Raw genomic sequence first — 22,704 nt, 5'->3', positions numbered from 1 at the left:
CGCAATCGTACATGACGAAGCAATCCTGTAAAAAATTCTGTAAATCAGAATTTTTTTAATTATTTTACTGGATTGCCACGCAGCCTACGGCTGCTCGCAATGACGACCTTCAATATCCACGCAACAATACCTATGTGGGAATGACATCGATCCTTAAGTTGACACCCATGTGCGAAAGCAGGAATGACATAATAAGAGAGAAATATGAATCAATTACCAATAATGGCTAAACAGGCAGCTGAAATTGCCCATAATACCCAAAAATTATCAGACAAATTAAAAGATTTGGTAATAGATACTAGTTGGCAAACAAACACAAGTACTATAGACCCACTAGTATTTGCTATAACTATTTTTGTATTAGCTTCTTTTGTGGGCTATTATGTTGTGTGGAAAGTAACGCCTGCACTCCATACTCCGCTTATGTCTATTACTAACGCTATTTCAGGTATTATAGTTCTTAGTTCTATGATTGCCGCAAGTAGCTCTGCTTTTGGGTTTTCCGGTCTACTAGGGTATTTTGCAACGCTGCTGGCTTCTATAAATATCTTTGGCGGATTTATAGTAACAAAAAGAATGCTCGAGATGTTTAAAAAGAAATAACTATTGTTATACTCACGTCGTCATTGCAAGTGGGAGTTGTTGCATGGATCAATTTCACCTCTTTCACCCCCGTGGCTTGACAGAGGTGAAATTGATCCATGCAACAATGCTTTGCGAGGAGCGAAGCGACGTGTCAACCTTGTCAAGCCTCCCGAGATTGCTTCGTCAAAATTTTCAATTTTTCCTCGCAATGACAAAATCTATAGTTATTAGGCAAAAAAATCAAATTATAGTTCTAGTTCTTTATATTCAACTGTAACTACTTCGTATGATTTCGACCCTTTCGGTGTTGTAACTTCTACAAAATCACCTACCGATTTTCCAATCAAAGCTTTTGCTATAGGAGAAGCGATTGAAACTCTTTTTCTAGTTATATCGGCTTCATATTCTCCTACAATAATATATGTTACTTCTTCTTCAGTATCGTCGTCGATCAAAGTAACCGTAGCCCCGAATTTTATGTTATCTCCCGATAATTTGCCAATATCAATAATTTCCGCTCTTGCCGTCATATCTTCAAGCTCTTTAATACGCCCTTCTATAAATGCTTGTTTCTCACGTGCCGCTTCATATTCCGCATTCTCGGATAAATCGCCGTGTTCTCGTGCTTCGGCTATATCTTCACTAATTTTTTTACGCTCTACATGTTTTAAATGTTTAAGCTCGTGTTCTAATTTTTCAAAACCTTTAGCGGTGATAGGAAATTTTGTATTCATAATTATATTGTATAGATTTAGTAATTTTAGTATACTATTTTCAATAATATAGATTTCAGTAAGTATATTTGTAATAGTTAAATTTGTCAAATAAGCCTTTTTAATTATTTGGCATTGCCTAAATATCATCATTGCGAGTGGGCATTGTTGTGTGGATTGGTGAAACCCACTGTGTCACCCCGTGACTTAATCATGGGGTCCAGAAATATAATTTAAAACTAAATAATTTTAGTATTTTTTACTGGATCCCGCGATCAAGTCGCGGGATGACAGTGAGAACTAGGTCCACGCAACAATACTTTCTCACAATGACGTAGGCATTGTTTTTCACATATCTAAAAACATATTAATGATTCTATGGAAATTAAAGATTTTGACTTTGAGAAAAAGCGTAAAATTTTCCACCTATCGGCTATAATATTTCCGCTGCTTTATTTATTTATTCCAAGAACCGCTATTACGTTATTATTATTTATAATAACGGCTATTACATTATATTTAGATGTGTCACGTCATAATAATGCAAAAATTAGCGAATTTGTAACTAGATTTTTTTCAAAAGTTATAAGGCTCGAAGAAAATAACGGTTCTTTTGCTTTAAGTGGCATTAGCTTTATGATGCTTGGTTTTTTCTTAACTGCTCTTCTTTTCCCTAAAAATTTAGTGATTTGTTCGTGGTTGATTTTAATTATTTCAGATTGTTTAGCGGCTCTTGTCGGCGTTAAAATAGGAGATAGCTTAAGTAACTGTAAATCGGTAGCAGGTTCTGTCACTTTCTTAGCTTCTGCAATTTTTATAAGTATATTAGTGTATTTCTATTTAGGATACAATACGAGTTTTATTATTATCATTATAAGTTGTATAGGGGCTACAGCAGCTGAATTTTATTCAAAAGATTTAAGAATTAACGATAATTTATCTATACCGCTTTCTTATTGTCTTTCTACAGCTATTCTTTCTTATATACTATAAAATATGAGAGTTACACCGGAATTTTATGAGTTCTTAAGAAACCGTATTAACATATCTGATGTAGTGCGGCAAAAAGTAGCTTTAACTAGAAAATCCGGTAACTATGTAGGTTTATGTCCTTTCCATCAAGAAAAGACCCCATCTTTTACAGTTAGTGATAGTAAGAGATTTTTCTATTGTTTTGGTTGTAAAGCAGCCGGTGACGTTATAAAATTTACTTCTAATATTAGCGGTTTATCTTATAATGAGTCTGCTATAAAGCTTGCAACCGATTACGGTATAGAGATACCGAAATTAACTGCGAAACAGAAAGAATTTTATGAAGAATCCGATGAAATTCTAAATATTTTAGAACTCGCCAATAAATTTTTTAGAACGCAGTTAACGCCTGAAATATTAAATTATTTACACCGAAGAAATATTACCGAGACAACAATAAAAGAATTTTCCATAGGCTTTGCACCGAAGAATAATAAATTTGAAAAGTTTTTTCACGATAAAAATATAGATATTATAAAGCTTGGTAAAGCAGGGCTAATCGGCAAGCGAGAAAACGGTGAAATATATAATTTATTTTCTAACCGTATTACCATTCCAATTAGAAATATTTACAATAAAATCGTAGGCTTTGGCGGTAGAGTGCTAGGGGATGGGCTGCCTAAATACTTAAATTCACCTGAAACTACAGTATTTCAAAAAAGTGAAACTCTATACGGTGAGCATAAAGCGATAAGCAGTAGCTATAAAAAAAATCACTCGATTTTAGTAGAAGGTTATTTTGATGTTATAGCACTACATCAAGCAGGTTTTAGCGAAGCAGTTGCGAGTCTCGGTACTAGCGTTACCGAGAATCACTTACATAAATTATGGCGTGCCGGCGATGAAATTATATTATGTCTTGACGGAGATAATGCAGGCATAAAAGCTAGCATAAGAACTATTAACCTAGCATTACCGCTTATTAATAGTGAAAAGAAAATTTCTTTCATTAGGTTACTAAGCGGGCTTGATCCCGACGATGCAGTAAATAAAAACGGTGCTGATTTTTTTGCAAAGCTTATAGATAAAAGAATAAGTCTATCAGAAATGATTTGGCATATTGAGTATAGCGGTAAGAGTTTTAAAACTGCGGAAGAAAAAGCTAATTTAGAGAAAAATTTAAAAGATTACTGCAATAAAATATCGGATAGTAATTTAAGAGCGAGCTATTACAGGTTTTTTAAAGATCAAATATGGCAAAATTTAGTCTCAAAACAGAAGAAGGTTATAACTAAAAGCTCAAATTTGGCTCCTATAGTTTCAAGTCACAGCTATTCAGAGCTTGAGATGTTAGAACATGCTTTTTGTGCTTTGTTGGTTAAATTTCCTATAATACTTGAAGAAAAAGATATTAAAGATTTCATCTTAAATTTAAATTTTAATAATAAATCGCTTGAAGAATTCCGTAATTGGTATTTAAACGAGATTATAGATAATAACGTAGAAGCAAGTGAAATTACTGCAATTGTGGAAAAAACTAGCTTTTTTGATATTTTTTTATTATTATCAAAAACGGATAATTTGTTTTTAGATATCTCATTTAATAAAAATAATATCAGACTGGATTTATTATGGCAGTGGCTACATAAGAAATATTATCTAATAAATTTACAACAAGAATACACTATTACCATAAACAGTACAGACAATCACGACTTTGAAAAAGTTTTATTATATAAAAAAGAAATTCTGAGGATTGCAAATGAACTTCAAGTTTTAAACGAATCTTTTATTAATCATACGATAACTTAATTATTTCAAACTTCTTTTAAAAGAAAAAAGCATATAGGTATTTAATGAGCAATAGCAATATAGACAATGATCTAGATAAAATAGATAGTTTACTTAAAAAAGCTAAATCTAAAAAGATACCGGTCACTTATGATGATATAAACAAAGCTCTTCCTCTTAATAAAAATCCTTCAATAAGACAATTAGAGGAAGCTATATTAAAATTTTCCGATGCGGGAGTAGATATTTTAGAATCTAACGAAGATGATGAAATTAAGCTTGATATCGGAATGGATGAAGAATTTAAGCTATCTATCAATGTTGATAATGAACCTGAGGATGAGGTAGAAGAAGAAAATATAGGTACTACCGATGATCCTGTAAGATTATATCTTAAGGATATGGGGGGAGTCGATCTTTTAACTCGTGAAAACGAAGTAGAAATAGCAAAAAGGATTGAGGAAGGACGTAAAACAATGACTGCTTCCTTATGTAGAAGCCCTATTACTATGCGTTGTTTTATAGTATGGTATGAAGATTTAGTTAATGAAAAAATGTTACTACGTGATCTGATAGATTTAGAAGCTAACATGTTACATGACGAAACACCCGAAAATGATGAAGAACATAGTAGTAATACCGAAGGAGAAGAGCATGAGGATAATCACTTATCTATGTATAGAGTAGAAACGCAGATATTACCTAATATCATAGAGCGTATGAAGAAGATTTCTTTTATCTGCGAAGAACTACTCATTGAAGCTAAAAAATGTTATGAGAAATCTTTTGAGCCGAAAGTTTTACAAAATAGCAAAAAATATAATAATAATTTGGAATTATTAATAAATGAAGTTTCGGAAATACATTTTAATTCTAAAAGAACAGAAGAAATTTTAGGTAAGATGTATGGAATAAATCGTGATTTAATTAATAAAGAAACAACCTTTTTAAAACTTGCTGAAAAATACGGAGTAACTCGCCAAAATTTCCTCGATGAATATATAGGATCGGTTATCAATGCAGCATGGAAAGAAAAAATGCTGAAAAATAAAAAAGTCGCTTGGAAAGAGTTAATTACTAAAGAATCAGATTATATAGATCAAATGATTGCCGAATTATCGGTTATAGAATCTAATACCGGTCTTTTAGTTAATGATTTTAAAAAACTAGTGAATACTATACAAAAAAGTGAGAGACAAACGCTACAAGCAAAAAAAGATATGATAGAGGCGAATTTACGTTTAGTTATATCTATCGCTAAAAAATACGCTAATAGGGGATTGCAGTTTTTAGATTTAATTCAAGAAGGTAATATAGGACTTATGAAAGCGGTGGATAAATTTGAATATCGCCGTGGTTATAAATTCTCTACCTATGCTACTTGGTGGATTAGACAAGCTATAACAAGAGCTATTGCAGATCAAGCAAGGACTATACGTATTCCTGTGCATATGATTGAAACAATTAATAAGATACTGCGTATTTCAAGACAAATGCTTAATGAACTCGGATACGAACCAACGGCAACGGAAATCGCTAACCGTCTTTCAATGCCGCTTGATAAAGTGTGTAAAGTCATGAAAATAGCTAAAGAACCTATAAGTCTTGAGAATCCCGTAGGTGATGATATTGATGGAGGTCAATTAGGCGATTTTATCGAAGATAAGAATGCAGTAGCACCGATTGATGCGGCAATTCAGTCAAATTTACGAGAAGTTACCACTAGAGTACTTGCAACCCTTACACCTCGTGAAGAAAGAGTGCTTAGAATGCGTTTCGGTATAGGTATGAATACTGACCATACATTAGAAGAAGTAGGGCAGCAATTTAAAGTAACTAGAGAACGTATAAGACAAATCGAGTCAAAAGCTTTAAGAAAGTTACAACATCCTATTAGATCCAAAAAGCTTAATAGCTTTAGAAGTGGAGGAAAGCGTGGTGACGGTAATCCATCAGATTTACTAGAAGCGTGATAACACTTATATTGTCATACCGCGACTTGATCGCGGTATCTCAGGATACGGTCTGTTATACAAGATCCCGTGGTCAAGCCACGGGATGACAATTGTAAAATCCAATCCCCTTATGTATCGATATAAAATCACCATTGAATATTTAGGTACGAATCTTGCAGGTTGGCAAAAGCAAGCAGGAGTAATGTCGGTACAGCAGATATTAGAAGAAGCGATTTATAAATTGTCCGGTGAACAGGTAATATTGTTTGGGTCAGGAAGAACGGATGCCGGTGTTCATGCTATAGGTCAAGTAGCACATTTTGATCTTTCAAAATATTTAGAACCTCACAAAATTATTGCGGCTATCAACTATTTTGCAAGACCGTATGCTGTAGGAGTATGGAATTGTGAATTAGCCCCCAATAATTTTCATGCTAGGTTTTCAGCTACCTCTCGTCATTATATATATAGAATTATTAATAGACCTTATCCATCCGTAATTGATTTAAATAGAGCATGGTGGATTAGTTCACCTTTAGATATTCTAGCTATGCAAAAAGCTGCCTCTTATCTATTAGGCAAACATGATTTTACTTCATTTAGAGCTAGCTCATGTCAATCAAAATCACCGATTAAAACTTTAACTGAACTTAATATTATTAAAGAAGACGAAGAAATAAAATTATATCTTTCAGCCCCGTCATTTTTGCATCATATGGTACGTAATATTGTCGGTAGTTTAGTGCTTGTCGGTAAGAATGTTTGGCAGGCAGAGCAAATTAAAGATGTTCTAGAAGCCAAAGATAGAAAAGCCGCCGGTCCTACTGCTCCTGCCTCCGGTCTTTATTTTGTGAAAGCAGAGTATTAACAATACGCGAGTTTCGTATTAAGATGCCTAAGTTATGGTTAATGAATATGCTATAATCCTTATCCTTTCAAGGTTTGTAAGAGGTGTGACAAGTTTTACAATTTAATAGTTATAGTCAAAAAAGACAATTTACTAAAAATTTATGCAGTTTTAAGTACATTTTATAACAAAAACAATATTACTAATATCCTCGTAACCCAGTTACTATCAGCTATTCAGTTCCTCTATTAATACGAAACTCGCGTATATAAGAAATCGGGGTTACTCGGTATGTTCGGTGAAAGCTCTGATATGCGTACTTTGCTTGCCAGTAACTCACCTGATGCTAAATTTGCTATAGATTTATTCGTGTATCGCATTGTACTTGAAATAGGCAAGTTAACTGCTGCCCTTGAGGGGCTTGATTGTCTAATTTTTACTGCCGGTGTCGGACAGAATTCCGCTGTAATACGTGAAATGATTACTGAAAAACTTTTATGGCTAGGCATTAAAATAGATGATACAAAAAACCAAAAAAACGAGTATATAATAAGCGCTGAAAGTAGTAAGGTTAAAGTTTTCGCTGTGCCGACAAACGAAGAGCTAATCATTGCTGAGGAAGTGATGAAGTTTTTATAACACAAATTGGTTAATTTTTAATTACTTCTACCTCTATTTATTCTTTATTAACTTTTTTTGAAATAAAATATATGCAACTATAGATATTTAACTTAAATTTTGAGGGAAGTTATGCCGGAAGATTTTGAATAAAAAAAAGCAGAAAAACAAATAAAGGATATTAAAAACAATAAGATAAATCCATATAATGATGCAATGAAGAAAGATTCTAGAGTGAATTTATGCAGAATAGCTAAAAACGCAGCAGCAGGTTATAAGGCAGCATTAAAAATAGAGCAGCAAGCAAAAGAAGCAGGTATTAGTTTAGATAAAGATGCTATGAGACGCTTAGAGAAAATAAAAAGTCGTTATATAGAAGCTACTAAGAAAGCAGAATTTCAGAAATTTCAAAGTGATCAAGCTCATAAAACGAATCAACAAAAAGCTGAAGCATTTAGGAGTGGTGCAACAGCTGCTGCTAAAAAACAAAAAAAAGAAGATTATAGGACAGGTGGGTGGGGTAAAAATTAAATTATAATTTTATTGCATTAATTGGTACTGGCTACTATTTTAAGCGTATGTCTATACTTCATGCTACAATCTTAACAGTTTTTCCTAAAATGTTTCCTGGGACTCTAGGGCATTCTTTAGCAGGGCAAGCACTGCATAAAAATATTTGGTCATATAATGTTATTAATATTCGGGATTTCGGTTTAACTAAGCATAAAAAAATTGATGATGAGGCTTACGGCGGTGGTGACGGGTTTATAATGCGTTCTGATGTTCTAGGCAGTAGCATAGATTATGCTTTATCTTTAAATCCTAATGCTGAAATTTACTATCCTTCACCTCGCGGTAGAGTCTTTACCCAAAGCTTTGCTAAAGAGATGTTAAAAAATAAAAACCTCATATTCTTATGTGGACGTTACGAAGGGATTGACGAACGTGTAATTGAAGAGTATAATGTTAAAGAAATTAGTGTAGGCGACTACATTTTATCCGGCGGAGAAATACCTACCCTTACCATTCTCGATTGCTTAATTAGACTACTGCCGGGTGTTTTAATGAATCAAAATACCTTATCTTCCGAGTCTTTTGAAGAAGAGGGGGAATTTAAGGGCGGGCTTGAATGCGGTCTATATACAAGACCTGAAATTTGGCGTGATCGAGCTGTACCGAGTGTTTTGTTATCCGGTAACCACAGGCTAATTAATGAATGGAAAAAAGAGCAATCACATATGATTACTAAATTACGCCGTCCGGAGTTACTTAAAGATTTATAGAGTTAAGGAGTTAAAAAAATGAATATTATTGACCGCTTTGAACAGGAAAATATTTCAAAGCTTACTGCAAATAAAAAAATTCCTGATTTTGAAGCCGGCGATACAGTTAAAGTAACTGTTAAAATTATTGATAGATCGATTGAGAAAGACGGTAAGGAAAAACTAACAGAAAGATTCCAAGCTTATGAAGGTGTAGTTATTGCTAAAAGAAATCGTGGTATTACTTCATCTTTCTTAGTACGTAAAATTAGCCACGGTGAAGGTGTCGAAAGACGTTTTATGACTTACTCGCCGATAGTACACTCTATTGATGTAGTAAAATACGGGGTAGTTCGTCGTGCTAAACTTTATTATTTAAGAAATAGAAGCGGTAAGTCGGCTAGAATTAAAGAGAGACATATCCCTATTGCTAAAACTAAGGCAGCAAAAGCTTAAATATATTCGTAGCTCTTATGTTATTCCTGCTTTCGTAGGAATAACATGGCATATACTCCGAATGAAGACTAGGTATACGAAGATCAACTTCAAAAAGAGCAAGGAATCCACAAGGCGAGGATCGCAGCGTATGCTTAATACGTGAGAACTGCAGCTCTTGTAGGATGCGTAGCCAATTTTTGAAGTTCATAGAGTATACAACTCAAATCCCTAAAGTATCTCTATAAAGTTCAAGCATAGCATCCTGCTCGGCAAGTTTATCTTTATCCAATTTCTTTAGTTTCAATATAGATTTCATAGCTTTAACATCAAATCCATGTGAAGAAGCATCTTGGAAAATATCTTTTACTTCTTGAGATAAATCAGCTTTTTCCTGTTCTAATCTTTCTATTTTGCTTATATATTGTTCTAATTGTTCTTTTACTACTACTTCTGACATAAAAAATCATTTAACCTTTTTGAATTTACTATATAATACAAATATAACTTTTATTCAATAAAATATATAATAATGCAAATTTATCCTTTAAGACTTTTACCTAATAAAATCGATTTTGATTTTATGAATTTTAAAAAAGTCAGCTACACTTTCTCAATTATTTTATCACTCATTAGCTTTATTTGGATCGGTATATATAAATTTAATTCCGGTATTGATTTTGCCGGCGGTATAGTTATTGAAGTAAGGCTTGATCAAGCTCCTGATTTGCCAAAAATGCGTGGGGTTCTAGGCGAGCTTGGAATAGGTGAGGTGGTCTTACAGAATTTCGGTAGTGAGCGTGATTTATCGATTAGATTCGGTAGTAGTAGCGAAGAAAATCTCATGAAAAATATTGAGTTAATTAAAGCATCTTTACAAAGTAATTTTTCGTATAAGTTTGAATATCGTAAGGTAGATTTTGTTGGTCCGCAGGTGGGTAGACAGCTAATAGAAGCAGGGGCTATGGCGATGCTGTTCTCTTTCTTAGCGATTATGGTTTATATTTGGGTGCGTTTTGAGTGGTATTTCGGTCTTGGTATACTTATCGCCTTAGTGCATGACGTAATACTTGCTCTTGGGTTTATGAGTATGATAAAGCTTGATTTTAACTTAAGTACTATTGCTGCAGTGTTAACTATTATAGGTTATTCCGTTAATGATTCGGTAGTAATATATGATAGGATTAGAGAAAATTTACGGAAATATCATAAAAAAAATATCACGGAAATTATAAATTTAAGTATTAATGAGACTTTATCAAGAACTATTTTAACGGTAATTACCACGCTACTTGCCAATTTAGCTCTTATTCTTTTTGGCGGTGAAGCAATCCGTAGTTTTAGCGTACTTGTATTTTTTGGGATAATAGCCGGTACTTATTCCTCGATTTTTATCTCTGCTCCGATACTTACAATGTTTGTTAATAGGAAGTTTAATAAAAAAGTAATAGAAAGGTAATGAATCATCATTGCGAGCAGCCGTAGGCTGCATGGCAATCTCAGGATTTTGGCACGAGATTGCTTCGTCAAAATTTTCAATTTTTCCTCGCAATGACGTTTTTAAGCCATAACTAGAATAGTTTATGCTAAAAGAAGAAGACAAAATTTTTACTAACCTACATGGGCAGCAAAGCCATGATTTGAAATCTAGCAAAAAGCGAGGCGATTGGGAGAATACTAAAGCTTTGCTTGATAAAGGTAGAGATTTCATCATTGAAGAGGTTAAGAAATCAGGACTTAGAGGGCGAGGCGGTGCCGGATTTTCTACCGGTATGAAATGGTCGTTTATGCCCAAAAATTCAGAGAAGCCTTGCTATTTAGTAGTAAATGCTGACGAGTCTGAGCCTGGTACGTGTAAGGACCGTGATATATTAAGGTTTGAGCCGCATAAATTAATAGAAGGTTGTTTGCTTGCAAGCTTTGCTATAGGAGCGAACGATTGTTATATCTATATTAGAGGTGAGTTTTATAATGAAACCTCTAATATTCAGCGTGCCTTAGATGAAGCTTATAAAGAAGGGTTAATAGGAAAGAATGCTTGCGGTTCGGGCTTCTATTGTAATATTTATTTACATCGTGGGGCAGGGGCTTATATTTGCGGTGAAGAAACTGCATTACTTGAAAGTTTAGAAGGCAAAAAAGGCATGCCACGGCTTAAGCCGCCTTTTCCTGCCGGCTTTGGGTTATATGGCTGCCCGACTACTATAAATAATGTTGAGTCTATTGCAGTAGTACCAACCATTTTAAGACGAGGAGCTAGCTGGTTTGCCGGTATAGGTAAACCTAACAATACGGGAACTAAGATTTTCTGCATATCAGGGCATGTTAACAAGCCTTGTAATGTTGAAGAAGCAATGGGAATCTCGTTAAAAGAATTGATTGAGAAATATGCCGGCGGTGTTCGAGACGGTTGGGATAACCTTAAAGCCATAATCCCGGGTGGTTCTTCCGTGCCTTTACTTCCTAAGTCATTATGTGAAGTAGATATGGATTTTGATAGTTTAAGAACCGCAGGTTCCGGACTTGGTACAGGCGGTATTATAGTTATGGATAAATCTACCGATATTATTTATGCAATAGCAAGGCTTAGTAAATTTTACATGCATGAATCATGCGGACAATGTACTCCTTGCCGCGAGGGTACGGGCTGGATGTGGCGAGTTATGATGCGGCTAGTTAAAGGTAATGCCAAAAAATCTGAGATAGACGAACTCCTTAACGTTACGAAAGAAATAGAGGGGCATACTATCTGTGCTTTAGGTGATGCGGCAGCTTGGCCGATTCAAGGGCTGATACGCCATTTTAGAAGCGAGATTGAGGAGAGGATAAAGAGTTAGCGTGGCTTGACTTTATCGTCATTGCGAGCGGTCTTGTTGCGTGGATAGGATACCCAAACCGTCATGAGCTACGCAGCCGTAGGCGTTGTTGCAGAGTTGCCGATGTCATTCCCGCGTAGGCTTTGTTGCGTGGATCAATTTCACCTCTGTCATATCCCGCGACTTGATCACGGGATCCAGTTAAAAATACTAATAATTATTAGTATTTTTTATTGTTTTTCTGGATACCGTGGTCAAGCCACGGCATGACACTGAATGCGTTTTTCGATCCACGCAGGAATGACATCGGCAACTCTGCAGTAATAGTCTTCCACGAGAACGACATAGGTAAGAGCCATGTAACAAATATTATTTATAAATAATTAAGAAATTATGCAAACAGATAATACAAAATCAAACACTAATAAAACAGCTAAGCAAGAGTGGGGGTCTTTTGCTTTTGTAATATGCATCGCTTTACTTATTAGAATACTTATTATGGAGCCGTTTACCGTTCCGACCGGTTCTATGAAGGCAACCATACTTGAGAATGACTATATATTTTCTACGAAATATAGTTATGGTTATAGTAATTATTCTTTATCTTTTTTTGATTTTATTCCTCTTTTTAAAGGGCGAATATTTGCTCGTGAACCGGAGCGTGGCGATATTGTAGTTTTTCGTCCGCCTAACGATATGAGTGTTAGATATATAAAGCGTTTAATAGGGCTACCCGGCGATAAAATTCAATTGATTGATGATGTAATATATATTAACGATAAAAAAATAGAACGCACGGAAGTTGGAACTTATATAAGCGAAGAGGGAATAAAATATTTGAAGTTTAAAGAAACACTGCCAAACGGTAGAACATATTTTTCTTATAAGCTTGCTCCTATTTTTGGCGTTATATATAATGATAGATACGGTAATACGGATGTTTTTTATGTACCTGAAGGGAAATATTTCTTTTTAGGGGATAATAGAGATCAGTCAAATGATAGTAGAGTAAATCTTGGATTTGTACCGTTTGAAAATTTTATTGCTAAAGCACAATTTATTTGGTTCTCAACAAAAATAACTTGGTGGGATAATGATATAGGAGTTATTAATCTAGTACTAAAGTTAAAGCCATGGATTGAATCTGTTAGGTTAAATCAAATTTTCAGAAATCTTTATAACACGGATGAGTAATGGAATCATTTGAGAAGTTAGAAAAGCTACTTAGCTATAGTTTCAAAAATAAAGAGCTTTTAATAGAGGCGTTGAGTCACCCGTCTTTAAGGCAGCATCACGAGTACAAGGATGATAAAGATTATGAACGATTAGAGTTTCTAGGTGATGCCGTATTAAATTTAGTAATCACGGAAATTTTATTTAAGAATTTTGCAAATTATAATGAGGGAAATTTAGCTAAAATTAGATCATATTTAGTTTGCAAAGAAACAATATGTATGGTTGGGGCTAAGCTTGCTTTAAAAGATTATATAATTATGACTCATGGGGAAGAAGTAGTAGGCGGGCGTGATAATCCTAATAATATAGAAAATGCTACGGAAGCTTTGATTGCAGCTATATATCTTGATAGTAATATTGAAACAACCCATAATATTATCGGGAAATTATGGGAAGAATTTATAAAAGTTCAGAATTTAACGGATTATGACCCAAAAACTGCTTTACAAGAATGGGCTCAAGCTAGTGATCATCACCTACCTATATACCGTCTGATAAAAAGAGAAGGAGCCGCCCATTCATCGACTTTTACGGTTCTTGTAAAAGTAAAAGATTATGAACAAACAGGCACTGGTCACTCGATAAAAGAAGCAGAAAAAAACGCAGCACGAAGCTTATTGCATAGACTTAAAATGACTAATAGACATCTTCCCAAACCAGCTTATAGAGAGGAATTTAAAGGAGACACGGAATGCAGCACCGTAGCGTACACACTAGTACGTGAGGATGCGAGTACTGGATCGACGTCTAAATTACCTCTAGAAGCGAAGTTTGGGAAGATGTCTAATCAGAAAACGGTATCGGTTTGTATAATCGGACGACCAAATAGCGGGAAGTCAACTTTGTTAAACATAATAATCGGTGAGAAGCTTTCAATCGTTACCCCAAAAGTTCAAACGACTAGGTCAATTATTACCGGTATTATTACCTTAAAAGATACGCAGGTAATTTTATACGATACGCCCGGTATATTTGAGCCGAAAGGAACGCTTGAGAAGGCGATGGTCAGATGTGCGTGGTCTAGTTTGCATAGTGCAGATTTAGTTTTGTTAATTATTGATAGTTTAAAACCGTTTGATGATGTAACGCATAATATTTTAGATAAGCTTCGCTCACTTAATATTGTTCCGATATTTTTATTGAACAAAATAGACATCGAATCAAAATATCTAAATGACATTAAAGCTTTTTTAACGGGAAATCATCCTGATAGCTTGCTTTTTCCTATATCTGCTTTATCGGGCAAAAATATTGATGGATTACTTGAATATATAACAAGTAAGGCAAAAATTTCTCCTTGGCTTTATGCGGAAGACGACATAACGGATTTACCTATGCGTTTTATTGCAGCAGAAATTACAAGAGAGCAGTTATTTTTAAATTTGCAGCAAGAACTCCCTTATAAATTAACCGTACAAACCGAAAAGTGGGAAGAGCTTAAAGACAAATCCGTAAAGATTAATCAAGTTATAGTAGTCTCAAGAGAGAGTTACAAAACTATAATACTCGGTAAAAACGGTTCTAAAATTAAAGAGATAGGAGCAAAATCCCGAATGCAAATGGAGAGGTTTTTTGGATCTCCTGTTCATTTATTTTTGTTCGTTAAGGTGCGTGAGCTGTGGGAAAATAATCAAGAATTTTATCAATATATGAAGATATAAAACTGTCACCCTGTGGCTTGACCACGGGGTCCAGTATTTTTAAAATTATTTTATGGCCCCTGTGGTCAAGCCACGGAGTAACACGGTATATGTAATCATGATAGTACTTGGGATTGATCCGGCACTTGGGAGTCTTGGATGGGCAGTAGTTGCAAAAGAGACCGCAAAGTTGAAATATTTAGCTAGCGGTATTATTAAAACAAATAGTAAGGATGAAATTCATCATAGACTTGCTTTTATTAATAGTACATTAGAAAAAGTAATATTAGAATATCAACCAAATATGGCAGCGATTGAAGAAACATTTGTTAATACTAATAGCGTGACTTCTTTAAAACTTGGATATGCTAGAGGGGCGATAATGTCGCTGATCGGTAGATATAATTTGGGCTTACGAGAATTTAAGCCGAATACGGTAAAAAAAACCGTAACAGGATATGGGCATGCAGAGAAAGACCAAATTTTGCATATGATAAAGCTTTTGCTGCCTGGCACTTCCTTAATTACCAATTCCGATGAAGCTGACTCCGTAGCGATTGCCTATACCTACTTAGTTACAAAAAATTATTAAAATGAATCCAATAATAATATTAGTTGCCCCGCAAATGGGTGAGAATATCAGTGCTACTGCAAGAGCAATAAAGAATTTTGGCTTAAATGAGCTTGGAATCGTAGCTCCAATAGTACGTGAGCAAAGACTTAACTCAAAAAATTCGCCTGTGTCAAGCTTTGTGAATGACGCTGTATAGAGCTATATTTATTTAAAACTTTAATATACGGAGTTTTATTTAATTTTTTTAGAAGATTTTCTTTTTCTATTTTATTCGTATGTAAAATTACCAGCTCTTGTAGGGCTATTTCAGTTTTAAAAGAAKTATGATTTTTCATTATTTAAATAAGAACGAATAGCGATTTTTATTTTTTTATTCTCAGCAATTACAGGCAAAAATACCGCTTTATAATCAGTTATAATCGCTGCTTTTTCATCCGCATAACTTAAATTACGCGAGTTTCGAATTAATATAGCATAGGATTTAGCATATCAAGAGAGATGTAATAGAAGGTTTATTATCAGACATTTGATAATTTATCAGTGCTGCAACCATATGCACAAAGGCATTTGTAACTGATCTATGCCTTGAAGGGGGTGTCAGAAAGTTTGTGTAAGTTATAAAAATAGTTAAGAATAAAATTAATTAAAACAACTTACATGAGGCTAATATGAAGAATAAGAGTAAAGTATCAAATCCGACTATAGAAAAAGTAGTATCAGAAATACTATCACAAAGTGATCCATCTGAGATATTTGGCAAAGAAGGAATATTTCAGGAAATTAAAAAGCAGATAGTAAATAAGATTTTAGAAAAAGAAATGGAATCTCATATAGGTTATGAKAAGCATTCTAAGAATACCAAGGAGTCAGATAATAGACGTAATGGCAATTATGAAAAGACTCTAATAGATTCCGAGGGTCGTAAATTGATAGTAGAAGTGCCAAGGGATCGGGAAGGAGAATTTGAACCTCAACTAATTCCAAAAGGAGTAAGGAGATTTGAAGGATTTGATGATAAAGTAATATCTTTATATGCTAGGGGAATGACTATTCGAGAAATACAAGGGCACTTAGAAGAACTATATGCCACCAAAGTATCATCTGAGTTAATATCAAAGGTAACTGATGGCATTTTAGAGGAAGTTACTGCGTGGCAGAATAGAGCACTTGATAGTGTATATCCTATAATGTAGATTGTATTCATGTTAAGGCAAGAGACAATCATATAATAATAAATAAAGCAGTTTATCTAGMTATTGGCGTGAATATAGAAGGCAAGAAGGAACTATTAGGTATTTGGATAGGCAAGAATGAAGGATCTAAATTTTGGATGCAAGTAGTAACAGAACTGAAGAATCGTGGTGTAGAACAAATATATGTTGCGTGTGTTGATGGTCTTAAAGGTTTTCCAGAAGCAATAAATAGCATTTTCCCAAAAACCACAGTACAACTGTGTATTGTTCATATGGTAAGAAACTCTGTAAAATACGTATCATATAAAGATTTAAAATTGGTAACAGCTGATTTAAAGGCAGTTTATTCTGCAATAAATGAAGCAGAGGGATTAAGAGAATTACAAAATTTTGCTAAAAAATGGGATGAAAAATATCCAGTTATTTTTGATATATGGTAGAGAAATTGGTCTGGAATAGCTCCGTTCTTTAGCTTTCCGGAAGACATTAGAAAGGCGATTTACACTACTAATGCTATTGAATCAACTAACCGTCAAATTCGTAAAATTATAAAAAATAAGGGGGTATTTCCAGATGATAAATCGATTCAGAAAATAATCTTTTTAGCATTGACAAATGCTTCTAAAAAATGGACAATGCCTATTAAGAATTGGGCCATGGCTTTAAATCAATTTGCTATACTTTGTGATACTAATTTACAAAATTGGGCAAATGGAGAAATCGTACTTACATAAAAAATCTGACAGACCCATTTTTATATTTCCAGTGTGCAGCTTCACCGCTCTCTGCATGATAATGCATCTTATGATCACGTATTTGTATCTCTATTTTATAATTATCCTCAGTTGTAATAATAGTATGTAAAGATTGATAGCCGTTTGGTTTAGGATTAAGAATATAATTTTTAAATTTATCCTTTTCATGCTCATAAAGATCATGAACTACTTTTAAAGCTTTATAACATTTCTCTTCATCTATTACTACTATTCTTATCGCAAAAATATCTGTTAATTCTTCTAACTTTATACCCTTACGATATAATTTATATAAAATTGATATTGGATGTTTGATCCTACCTGTTATTTGAGCAGCAATATCATGTTTAGATAAATTATGATTTAAATGTTTAATAACCCTTTGGAGCAAAAAATACCTCCTTAATTTATACTAATTCAGTTAGTTATACTTACGAATAACTAAACACCAATTAAAGCAATAAACTTATTAAGTTCTATTAATATTTCTAATTAATTTGCTATTTTTAGTAAATATTAATAAAGCCTAGCTTTAGTTGATATTAATAGGAAAAATTAAGCTTGTGGCGAGCTTCGCACTACCCTATTATTTTATCTTTTATCCTAAATTCACATTATTTAGATTTCTTTTAGAACCTAATTTTTTAAGTTTTATATATAAAATTTAAATTATCTTATTTTAGTCTTTCTTAACTGTATAAATTATAAGATTTTTTTAAAATAAGAATAGTAATTTTTCTAAAACCTTACTAATTTTAGTTAGCGTAGTTTAACCGACCAAAAGCTAGAAACTTTTATTACTAATTTTTTAAATTAAACGAATATATACATTATAGATTAACCTTGCCTATAGCTTCAACAAGAAATCTATTCTTAATAATTAAGGCGTAAAACCGCTTTAAACCTTTTGATCATCCTATATAAGACTGTTAACAAAATAACTTTAATTGATAATTAAAGAGATTTTTAAATGAAAATTAATAAGATTTTTACAGTAATAGATATCCCTATTTCAAAAAAATCTTATAATTTGCAGTTAAAAAGAATTTAATTAGCTTTAAAGTTATTTTGTTAACAGTCTTATATAGGATGATCAAAAGGTTGAGCTATTATAAAATTAAAAAATATTTACAACCATTTATTGAAATAATTACAAGAAATTCTATATTTTATTTTTTGAGGGAGAGTTTTATTAAAGAATTTATTTTCAAATTAAGCAAAGAATCGCTTTAAAACCCATTTGTTGCATAAATCAGTTTTTCAGTGTCCTACTGCGACTTGATAATGTGTTGTACGGCACGTTGTTAAAATCGTCATTGCAAGCAGACATTGCCTGCGTGGACCAGTTTCTTAATTGTCATCCCGCGAGCTTGTAGCGGGATCCAGTTAAAAATACTAAAATTTATTAGTATTTTTAGTTGTTTTCTGGATAATGATATGACATTGAACAGGTTTTTCGGTCCACGCAACAATGCCTCCTCGCAATGAGGGGAACGAGCAATACAACAAAACGGGTTTATTAGACCTATTGCATAACCTATCTTATGGGGAGATATAGACTTAGAAATCCATACCTCCCATACCGCCACGCATTGGCGTTAGCTCTTTCTTATCAGAAGGTTCATCAACAATTAAAGTTTCCGTGGTAATAATTAACGAAGCAACGGAAGCAGCATCTTGAAGTGCAGTACGCACTACTTTAGCCGGATCAATAATTCCTGCTTTAATCATATCGACATATTGCATATCTTGAGCATTAAAGCCATAATTTTTATCCTTATGTTCTAGTAATTTACCAACTACTACGCCACCGTTTTCACCGGCATTTTCAACAATCTGTTTTAGCGGATCCTTTAAAGCTTCTATTACTATTTCAATACCTGCTTGTTGATCCTTATTCTCTACTTTAAGCTTTGTTAAAGTTTGTGATGCATGAAGTAATGTTACACCGCCACCGGCAACAACACCTTCCTCAACTGCCGCTCTTGTAGCAGCAAGTGCATCTTCAACACGATCTTTACGCTCTTTCACTTCAACTTCCGTAGCACCGCCAACCTTTAATACGGCAACACCGCCGGAAAGTTTAGCTAAACGCTCTTGTAGTTTTTCTTTATCATAATCAGAAGTAGTTTCAGCTATTTGAGATTTAATTTGCAACACTCTATCCTCAATATTTTTCTTATCACCATTACCATCAACAATTACGGTATTTTCTTTAGAAATTGTTACTCTTTTTGCCGCCCCTAAACTCTTAATACTCACATTTTCAAGCTTCATACCTAAATCTTCAGTAATAAGCTCACCTTTAGTTAGGATAGCAATATCTTCCATCATTGCTTTTCTTCTATCGCCAAAACCGGGAGCTTTTACTGCCGCAACTTTTAAACCACCACGTAATCTATTGACTACAAGCGTTGCAAGAGCTTCGCCCTCAACATCCTCAGCAATAATTAATAGTGGGCGTTGTGATTGCACTACAGCCTCAAGTATAGGTAACATCGGTTGTAAATTTGATAATTTTTTCTCAAATAGTAAGATGAAAGGGTTTTCAAGCTCAGCAACCATTTTCTCGGAATTCGTTACAAAATACGGAGATAGATAACCTCTATCAAACATCATACCTTTAACTACTTCAACATCGAAGCTAAAATTCTTTGCTTCTTCAACGGTTATCACGCCTTCTTTACCGACTTCCTCCATTGCCTTAGCAATTTTCTCACCGATTTCCTTATCACCGTTTGAAGAGATAGTACCAACCTGTGCGATTTCCTCTTGGCTATTAATCTTTTTACTAGACTTTTTAATTTCCTCTACTACTGCATTTACCGCTAAATCCATGCCACGCTTTAAATCCATAGGATTATAACCGGCAGCTACTAACTTATTACCCTCACGAGCTAATGCTCTAGCAAGTACCGTAGCTGTAGTAGTACCGTCACCGGCTACTTCTGCAGCTTTTGTAGCAGCTGATTTTAATAGCTGAGCTCCTGCATTTCTAATTTTATTTTTTAACTCAATCGATTTTGCAACCGTCACACCGTCTTTGGTAATTTTCGGTGAACCAAATGATTGCTCGATAAGTACATTTCTGCCTTTTGGACCTAAAGTAACTTTTACTGCATCTGCAAGTATATCAATGCCCTCTAGCATTTGCTCACGAGCTTTTGAGCCGTGTTTAATAAGTTTTGTTGCCATATTTAATTTCTCCTTAAAACAAATAATTAATTAATAATACCAAATACGTCGCTTTCTTTCATAACGATCAGTTTTTCGCCTTTAATTTCAATTTCGCTGCCTGCCCATTTACCGTATAAAACTTTATCGCCTACTTTTAGCTCTAAAGGATGAATTTCGCCTTTTTTATTACGAATACCGTTACCTACGGCTACTATTTCACCTTGCATCGGCTTTTCTTTTGCGGTATCCGGAATAATAATTCCACCTTTAGTTTTTTCTTCGTGTTCGATAGGCTTTATTGCAATTCTATCATGTAATGGTTTAAAAGACATTTTAACCTCCAATTATTAAATCTTTAAATGTACATACTAATATATATTTTATTTTTGTTAATTCAAGGGGCAAGAATAAAAATTTTTTTATTAGAGGTCTATTCTTTCTCAAAATCCTCTAAACTAGTGCCGTGTTTAGTTTTACTCCATTTGAAAGGACAAAAAATTATTTCAAATACTGCTTTATATGAAGCTAAAGTATGTAATATAAAATAACTAGCCCATAAGATCAAAGCTACTATATCCTGAAATTTTACTTTCCCGCTTTTTAAAGAATTTTTTAATATATACAGAGCAGTACTATAAAGATATAAAAGCGAAAAAATACTATATTAATAAGCCATAAATAATTAATTATAGAATTTTTATTTATAACAATAGAAAATATTATAAAGGGTAAACTCCAAAAATTATAAGTAGATAAGCCGATAAAAATGTAAATTGTTATTACTTGCAATAAAGTAAACTTTTGGTATTTATCTTTTTGTGCTTTAAATACAAAAAATGTTTGCAAAAAGCCTTTAATCCAACGTGATCTTTGATTTAGCCAATTACCTAAACTATTCGGAGCTTCTTCTAGAGTATAGGAATCAAGGATAGCTACTTTATAGTTCTGTGAGTAAATTCTTATACCAAGCTCGGCATCTTCTGTTACATTATAAGCATCCCATCCGCCAAGCTTATTTAATATATCCGTTTTAAAATGATTACTAGTACCCCCAAGAGGTGTAGGAAGTTTTAGCAAACTTAATCCTTTCAAGATATATTCAAACCATAAACTATATTCTATATTAAACATTTTGGTTAAAATATTCTCATTTTTATTATAAAAATTGAGCTTAGCTTGAAGACAAACATATTCATCAGATAAACTTCTAAACATTGTTAGAGCTTTAAGTAGCTGTTCAGGTTCAGGTTTATCTTCAGCATCATATACTACTAGATACTCACCACGTGAATATTCTAGAGCATAATTAAGGGCTTTCGGCTTTAGTTCTTGGTAAACTTTTCAGAACAGATATAACATGAAAATAAGACGGTAAATTATATAAGGCTACTTCTTTAATCATTAGATAATCGTCATCTTCGATAATAATTTTAACGTCTAGCTTATCTTTTGGGTAATTAATTAATGAAATATTTTTAATGTCCCCCTTCGGGGATAAGAAATCCCTCGCCTTCAGGCGAAGGGAAGATATAATGAAATTGCTTTAGCAATGAATTTATATCAAGAAACATGAGAAGTTATAGAAAGAATAGTCATAGTCAGTATGATTTAAAAGTACATCTTATATGGATACCAAAATATAGGAAGAGAGTATTGATAGGCAAAGTAGCGGAAAGGGCTAGAGATTTACTAAGGCAGATTTGTATGGAACATGAAGTATATATAATTTCAGGGAAAATATCATGTGATCACGTGCATATGTTTATCTCATATAAATCACAAATATCTCTTAGCAAGTTAGTACAGTATTTAAAAGGTAGTAGCTCAAGAATTTTATTGCAAGAATTTGCTCATTTAAGAAAACAATTTTGGGGCAATCATTTGTGGGCTAGGGGCTATATGGCGGTCAGTTCAGGTAATATAACTGATGAAATGATACAGCACTATATTGATGAACAGGAAGGTGAACCTGTGAATGATGATCGATTTCTAATCGATTCCACTTTATAACCCCTCAGCTTATAGCTGAGGGTTCTTTAGTTATTGACCTTAACTTACTTAATTAACGCGAGTTTCGTATTAATAGAGGAACTGAATAGCTGATAGTAACTGGGTTACGAGGATATTAGTAATAT

19 protein-coding genes and 6 pseudogenes are annotated in these 22,704 nt (G+C 33.6%); 18 read left to right on the top strand and 7 right to left on the bottom strand.

Features of this window, described 5'->3' with window-relative positions; translation table 11 throughout:
• Positions 1-204: 204 nt before the first annotated feature.
• On the top strand, positions 205-603 hold the full coding sequence (locus tag REIS_RS08390) for an NAD(P) transhydrogenase subunit alpha (protein ID WP_008581043.1): 399 nt from the start codon (positions 205-207) through the stop codon (positions 601-603).
• Between the two features lie 227 nt (positions 604-830).
• Here REIS_RS08390 and greA read toward each other — a convergent pair whose 3' ends face one another.
• Complete coding sequence (greA, locus tag REIS_RS08385) at positions 831-1,319, bottom strand: transcription elongation factor GreA (RefSeq protein ID WP_037213737.1); 489 nt, start codon at positions 1,317-1,319, stop codon at positions 831-833.
• 357 nt (positions 1,320-1,676) lie between these two features.
• Between greA and REIS_RS08380 the strand changes: the two genes are divergently transcribed.
• The 8 genes and pseudogenes from REIS_RS08380 (at position 1,677) to rplS (ending at position 9,199) form a co-directional block, all read left to right on the top strand.
• Positions 1,677-2,291: a diacylglycerol/polyprenol kinase family protein gene (locus REIS_RS08380; RefSeq protein WP_008581040.1), complete on the top strand. Its 615-nt coding sequence runs from the start codon at positions 1,677-1,679 to the stop codon at positions 2,289-2,291.
• Between the two features lie 3 nt (positions 2,292-2,294).
• Positions 2,295-4,082: a DNA primase gene (dnaG, locus tag REIS_RS08375; protein ID WP_008581036.1), complete on the top strand. Its 1,788-nt coding sequence runs from the start codon at positions 2,295-2,297 to the stop codon at positions 4,080-4,082.
• A 44-nt stretch (positions 4,083-4,126) separates the two neighbouring features.
• On the top strand, positions 4,127-6,034 hold the full coding sequence (rpoD, locus tag REIS_RS08370; RefSeq protein WP_008581034.1) for an RNA polymerase sigma factor RpoD: 1,908 nt from the start codon (positions 4,127-4,129) through the stop codon (positions 6,032-6,034).
• 112 nt (positions 6,035-6,146) lie between these two features.
• A complete protein-coding gene (gene truA / locus REIS_RS08365) occupies positions 6,147-6,884 on the top strand; it encodes a tRNA pseudouridine(38-40) synthase TruA (RefSeq protein WP_008581033.1) in 738 nt (245 codons plus the stop codon).
• A 243-nt stretch (positions 6,885-7,127) separates the two neighbouring features.
• Positions 7,128-7,502, top strand: a pseudogene (locus REIS_RS08360) (acetate kinase); the annotation flags it as partial.
• 195 nt (positions 7,503-7,697) lie between these two features.
• Complete coding sequence (locus REIS_RS08355) at positions 7,698-8,012, top strand: hypothetical protein (protein WP_040614744.1); 315 nt, start codon at positions 7,698-7,700, stop codon at positions 8,010-8,012.
• A 47-nt stretch (positions 8,013-8,059) separates the two neighbouring features.
• A complete protein-coding gene (gene trmD / locus REIS_RS14515) occupies positions 8,060-8,764 on the top strand; it encodes a tRNA (guanosine(37)-N1)-methyltransferase TrmD (RefSeq protein ID WP_008581026.1) in 705 nt (234 codons plus the stop codon).
• Positions 8,765-8,782: 18 nt separating this feature from the next.
• Positions 8,783-9,199 (top strand): 50S ribosomal protein L19, encoded by a 417-nt coding sequence (rplS, locus tag REIS_RS14510; RefSeq protein ID WP_008581025.1) that lies wholly within the window; start codon positions 8,783-8,785, stop codon positions 9,197-9,199.
• 202 nt (positions 9,200-9,401) lie between these two features.
• Here rplS and REIS_RS08340 read toward each other — a convergent pair whose 3' ends face one another.
• A complete protein-coding gene (locus REIS_RS08340; RefSeq protein WP_004996682.1) occupies positions 9,402-9,638 on the bottom strand; it encodes a DUF2312 domain-containing protein in 237 nt (78 codons plus the stop codon).
• Between the two features lie 72 nt (positions 9,639-9,710).
• On the opposite strand from REIS_RS08340, the gene secF reads away from it, so the two are divergent.
• From secF to REIS_RS15145, 7 genes and pseudogenes are all read left to right on the top strand, one after another.
• The gene (gene secF / locus REIS_RS08335) at positions 9,711-10,637 is read left to right on the top strand and encodes a protein translocase subunit SecF (protein ID WP_008581017.1); all 927 of its coding nucleotides are present in this window, start codon (positions 9,711-9,713) and stop codon (positions 10,635-10,637) included.
• A gap of 124 nt (positions 10,638-10,761) precedes the next feature.
• Complete coding sequence (nuoF, locus tag REIS_RS08330) at positions 10,762-12,015, top strand: NADH-quinone oxidoreductase subunit NuoF (RefSeq protein WP_008581016.1); 1,254 nt, start codon at positions 10,762-10,764, stop codon at positions 12,013-12,015.
• A 372-nt stretch (positions 12,016-12,387) separates the two neighbouring features.
• Positions 12,388-13,188 (top strand): signal peptidase I, encoded by an 801-nt coding sequence (gene lepB / locus REIS_RS08325; protein ID WP_008581015.1) that lies wholly within the window; start codon positions 12,388-12,390, stop codon positions 13,186-13,188.
• Positions 13,188-13,862: pseudogene (gene rnc, locus REIS_RS15975) on the top strand (ribonuclease III); the annotation flags it as partial. The gene lepB and the pseudogene rnc, both read left to right, overlap by 1 nt.
• Positions 13,863-14,891: a GTPase Era gene (gene era, locus REIS_RS15970; RefSeq protein WP_233466271.1), complete on the top strand. Its 1,029-nt coding sequence runs from the start codon at positions 13,863-13,865 to the stop codon at positions 14,889-14,891.
• 97 nt (positions 14,892-14,988) lie between these two features.
• On the top strand, positions 14,989-15,462 hold the full coding sequence (gene ruvC, locus REIS_RS08315) for a crossover junction endodeoxyribonuclease RuvC (RefSeq protein WP_037213735.1): 474 nt from the start codon (positions 14,989-14,991) through the stop codon (positions 15,460-15,462).
• A 1-nt stretch (position 15,463) separates the two neighbouring features.
• Positions 15,464-15,571, top strand: a pseudogene (locus REIS_RS15145) (RNA methyltransferase); the annotation flags it as partial.
• Between the two features lie 28 nt (positions 15,572-15,599).
• On the opposite strand, the pseudogene REIS_RS13265 reads toward REIS_RS15145, so the two are convergent.
• Positions 15,600-15,915 (bottom strand): annotated as a pseudogene (locus REIS_RS13265) (hypothetical protein); the annotation flags it as partial.
• A gap of 197 nt (positions 15,916-16,112) precedes the next feature.
• On the opposite strand from REIS_RS13265, the pseudogene REIS_RS08310 reads away from it, so the two are divergent.
• Positions 16,113-17,371: pseudogene (locus tag REIS_RS08310) on the top strand (IS256 family transposase).
• Here REIS_RS08310 and REIS_RS08305 read toward each other — a convergent pair.
• The 4 genes and pseudogenes from REIS_RS08305 to REIS_RS15965 form a co-directional block, all read right to left on the bottom strand.
• A complete protein-coding gene (locus REIS_RS08305) occupies positions 17,364-17,783 on the bottom strand; it encodes a bifunctional (p)ppGpp synthetase/guanosine-3',5'-bis(diphosphate) 3'-pyrophosphohydrolase (RefSeq protein WP_008581010.1) in 420 nt (139 codons plus the stop codon). The pseudogene REIS_RS08310 and the gene REIS_RS08305 overlap by 8 nt on opposite strands.
• A gap of 1,169 nt (positions 17,784-18,952) precedes the next feature.
• Complete coding sequence (gene groL / locus REIS_RS08300; protein ID WP_008581009.1) at positions 18,953-20,587, bottom strand: chaperonin GroEL; 1,635 nt, start codon at positions 20,585-20,587, stop codon at positions 18,953-18,955.
• A gap of 26 nt (positions 20,588-20,613) precedes the next feature.
• Positions 20,614-20,901, bottom strand: coding sequence for a co-chaperone GroES (locus tag REIS_RS08295; protein WP_037213748.1), 288 nt, complete (start codon positions 20,899-20,901; stop codon positions 20,614-20,616).
• A gap of 280 nt (positions 20,902-21,181) precedes the next feature.
• Positions 21,182-21,835 (bottom strand): annotated as a pseudogene (locus REIS_RS15965) (glycosyltransferase family 2 protein); the annotation flags it as partial.
• Positions 21,836-22,138: 303 nt separating this feature from the next.
• On the opposite strand from REIS_RS15965, the gene tnpA reads away from it, so the two are divergent.
• On the top strand, positions 22,139-22,579 hold the full coding sequence (tnpA, locus tag REIS_RS08285) for an IS200/IS605 family transposase (protein ID WP_008579210.1): 441 nt from the start codon (positions 22,139-22,141) through the stop codon (positions 22,577-22,579).
• The last annotated feature ends 125 nt before the right edge of the window (positions 22,580-22,704 follow it).

It is taken from the genome of Rickettsia endosymbiont of Ixodes scapularis, from assembly GCF_000160735.1.
Taxonomy (GTDB): Bacteria; Pseudomonadota; Alphaproteobacteria; order Rickettsiales; family Rickettsiaceae; genus Rickettsia; species Rickettsia tamurae.
This window is presented reverse-complemented; position numbering and strand designations above follow the sequence as displayed.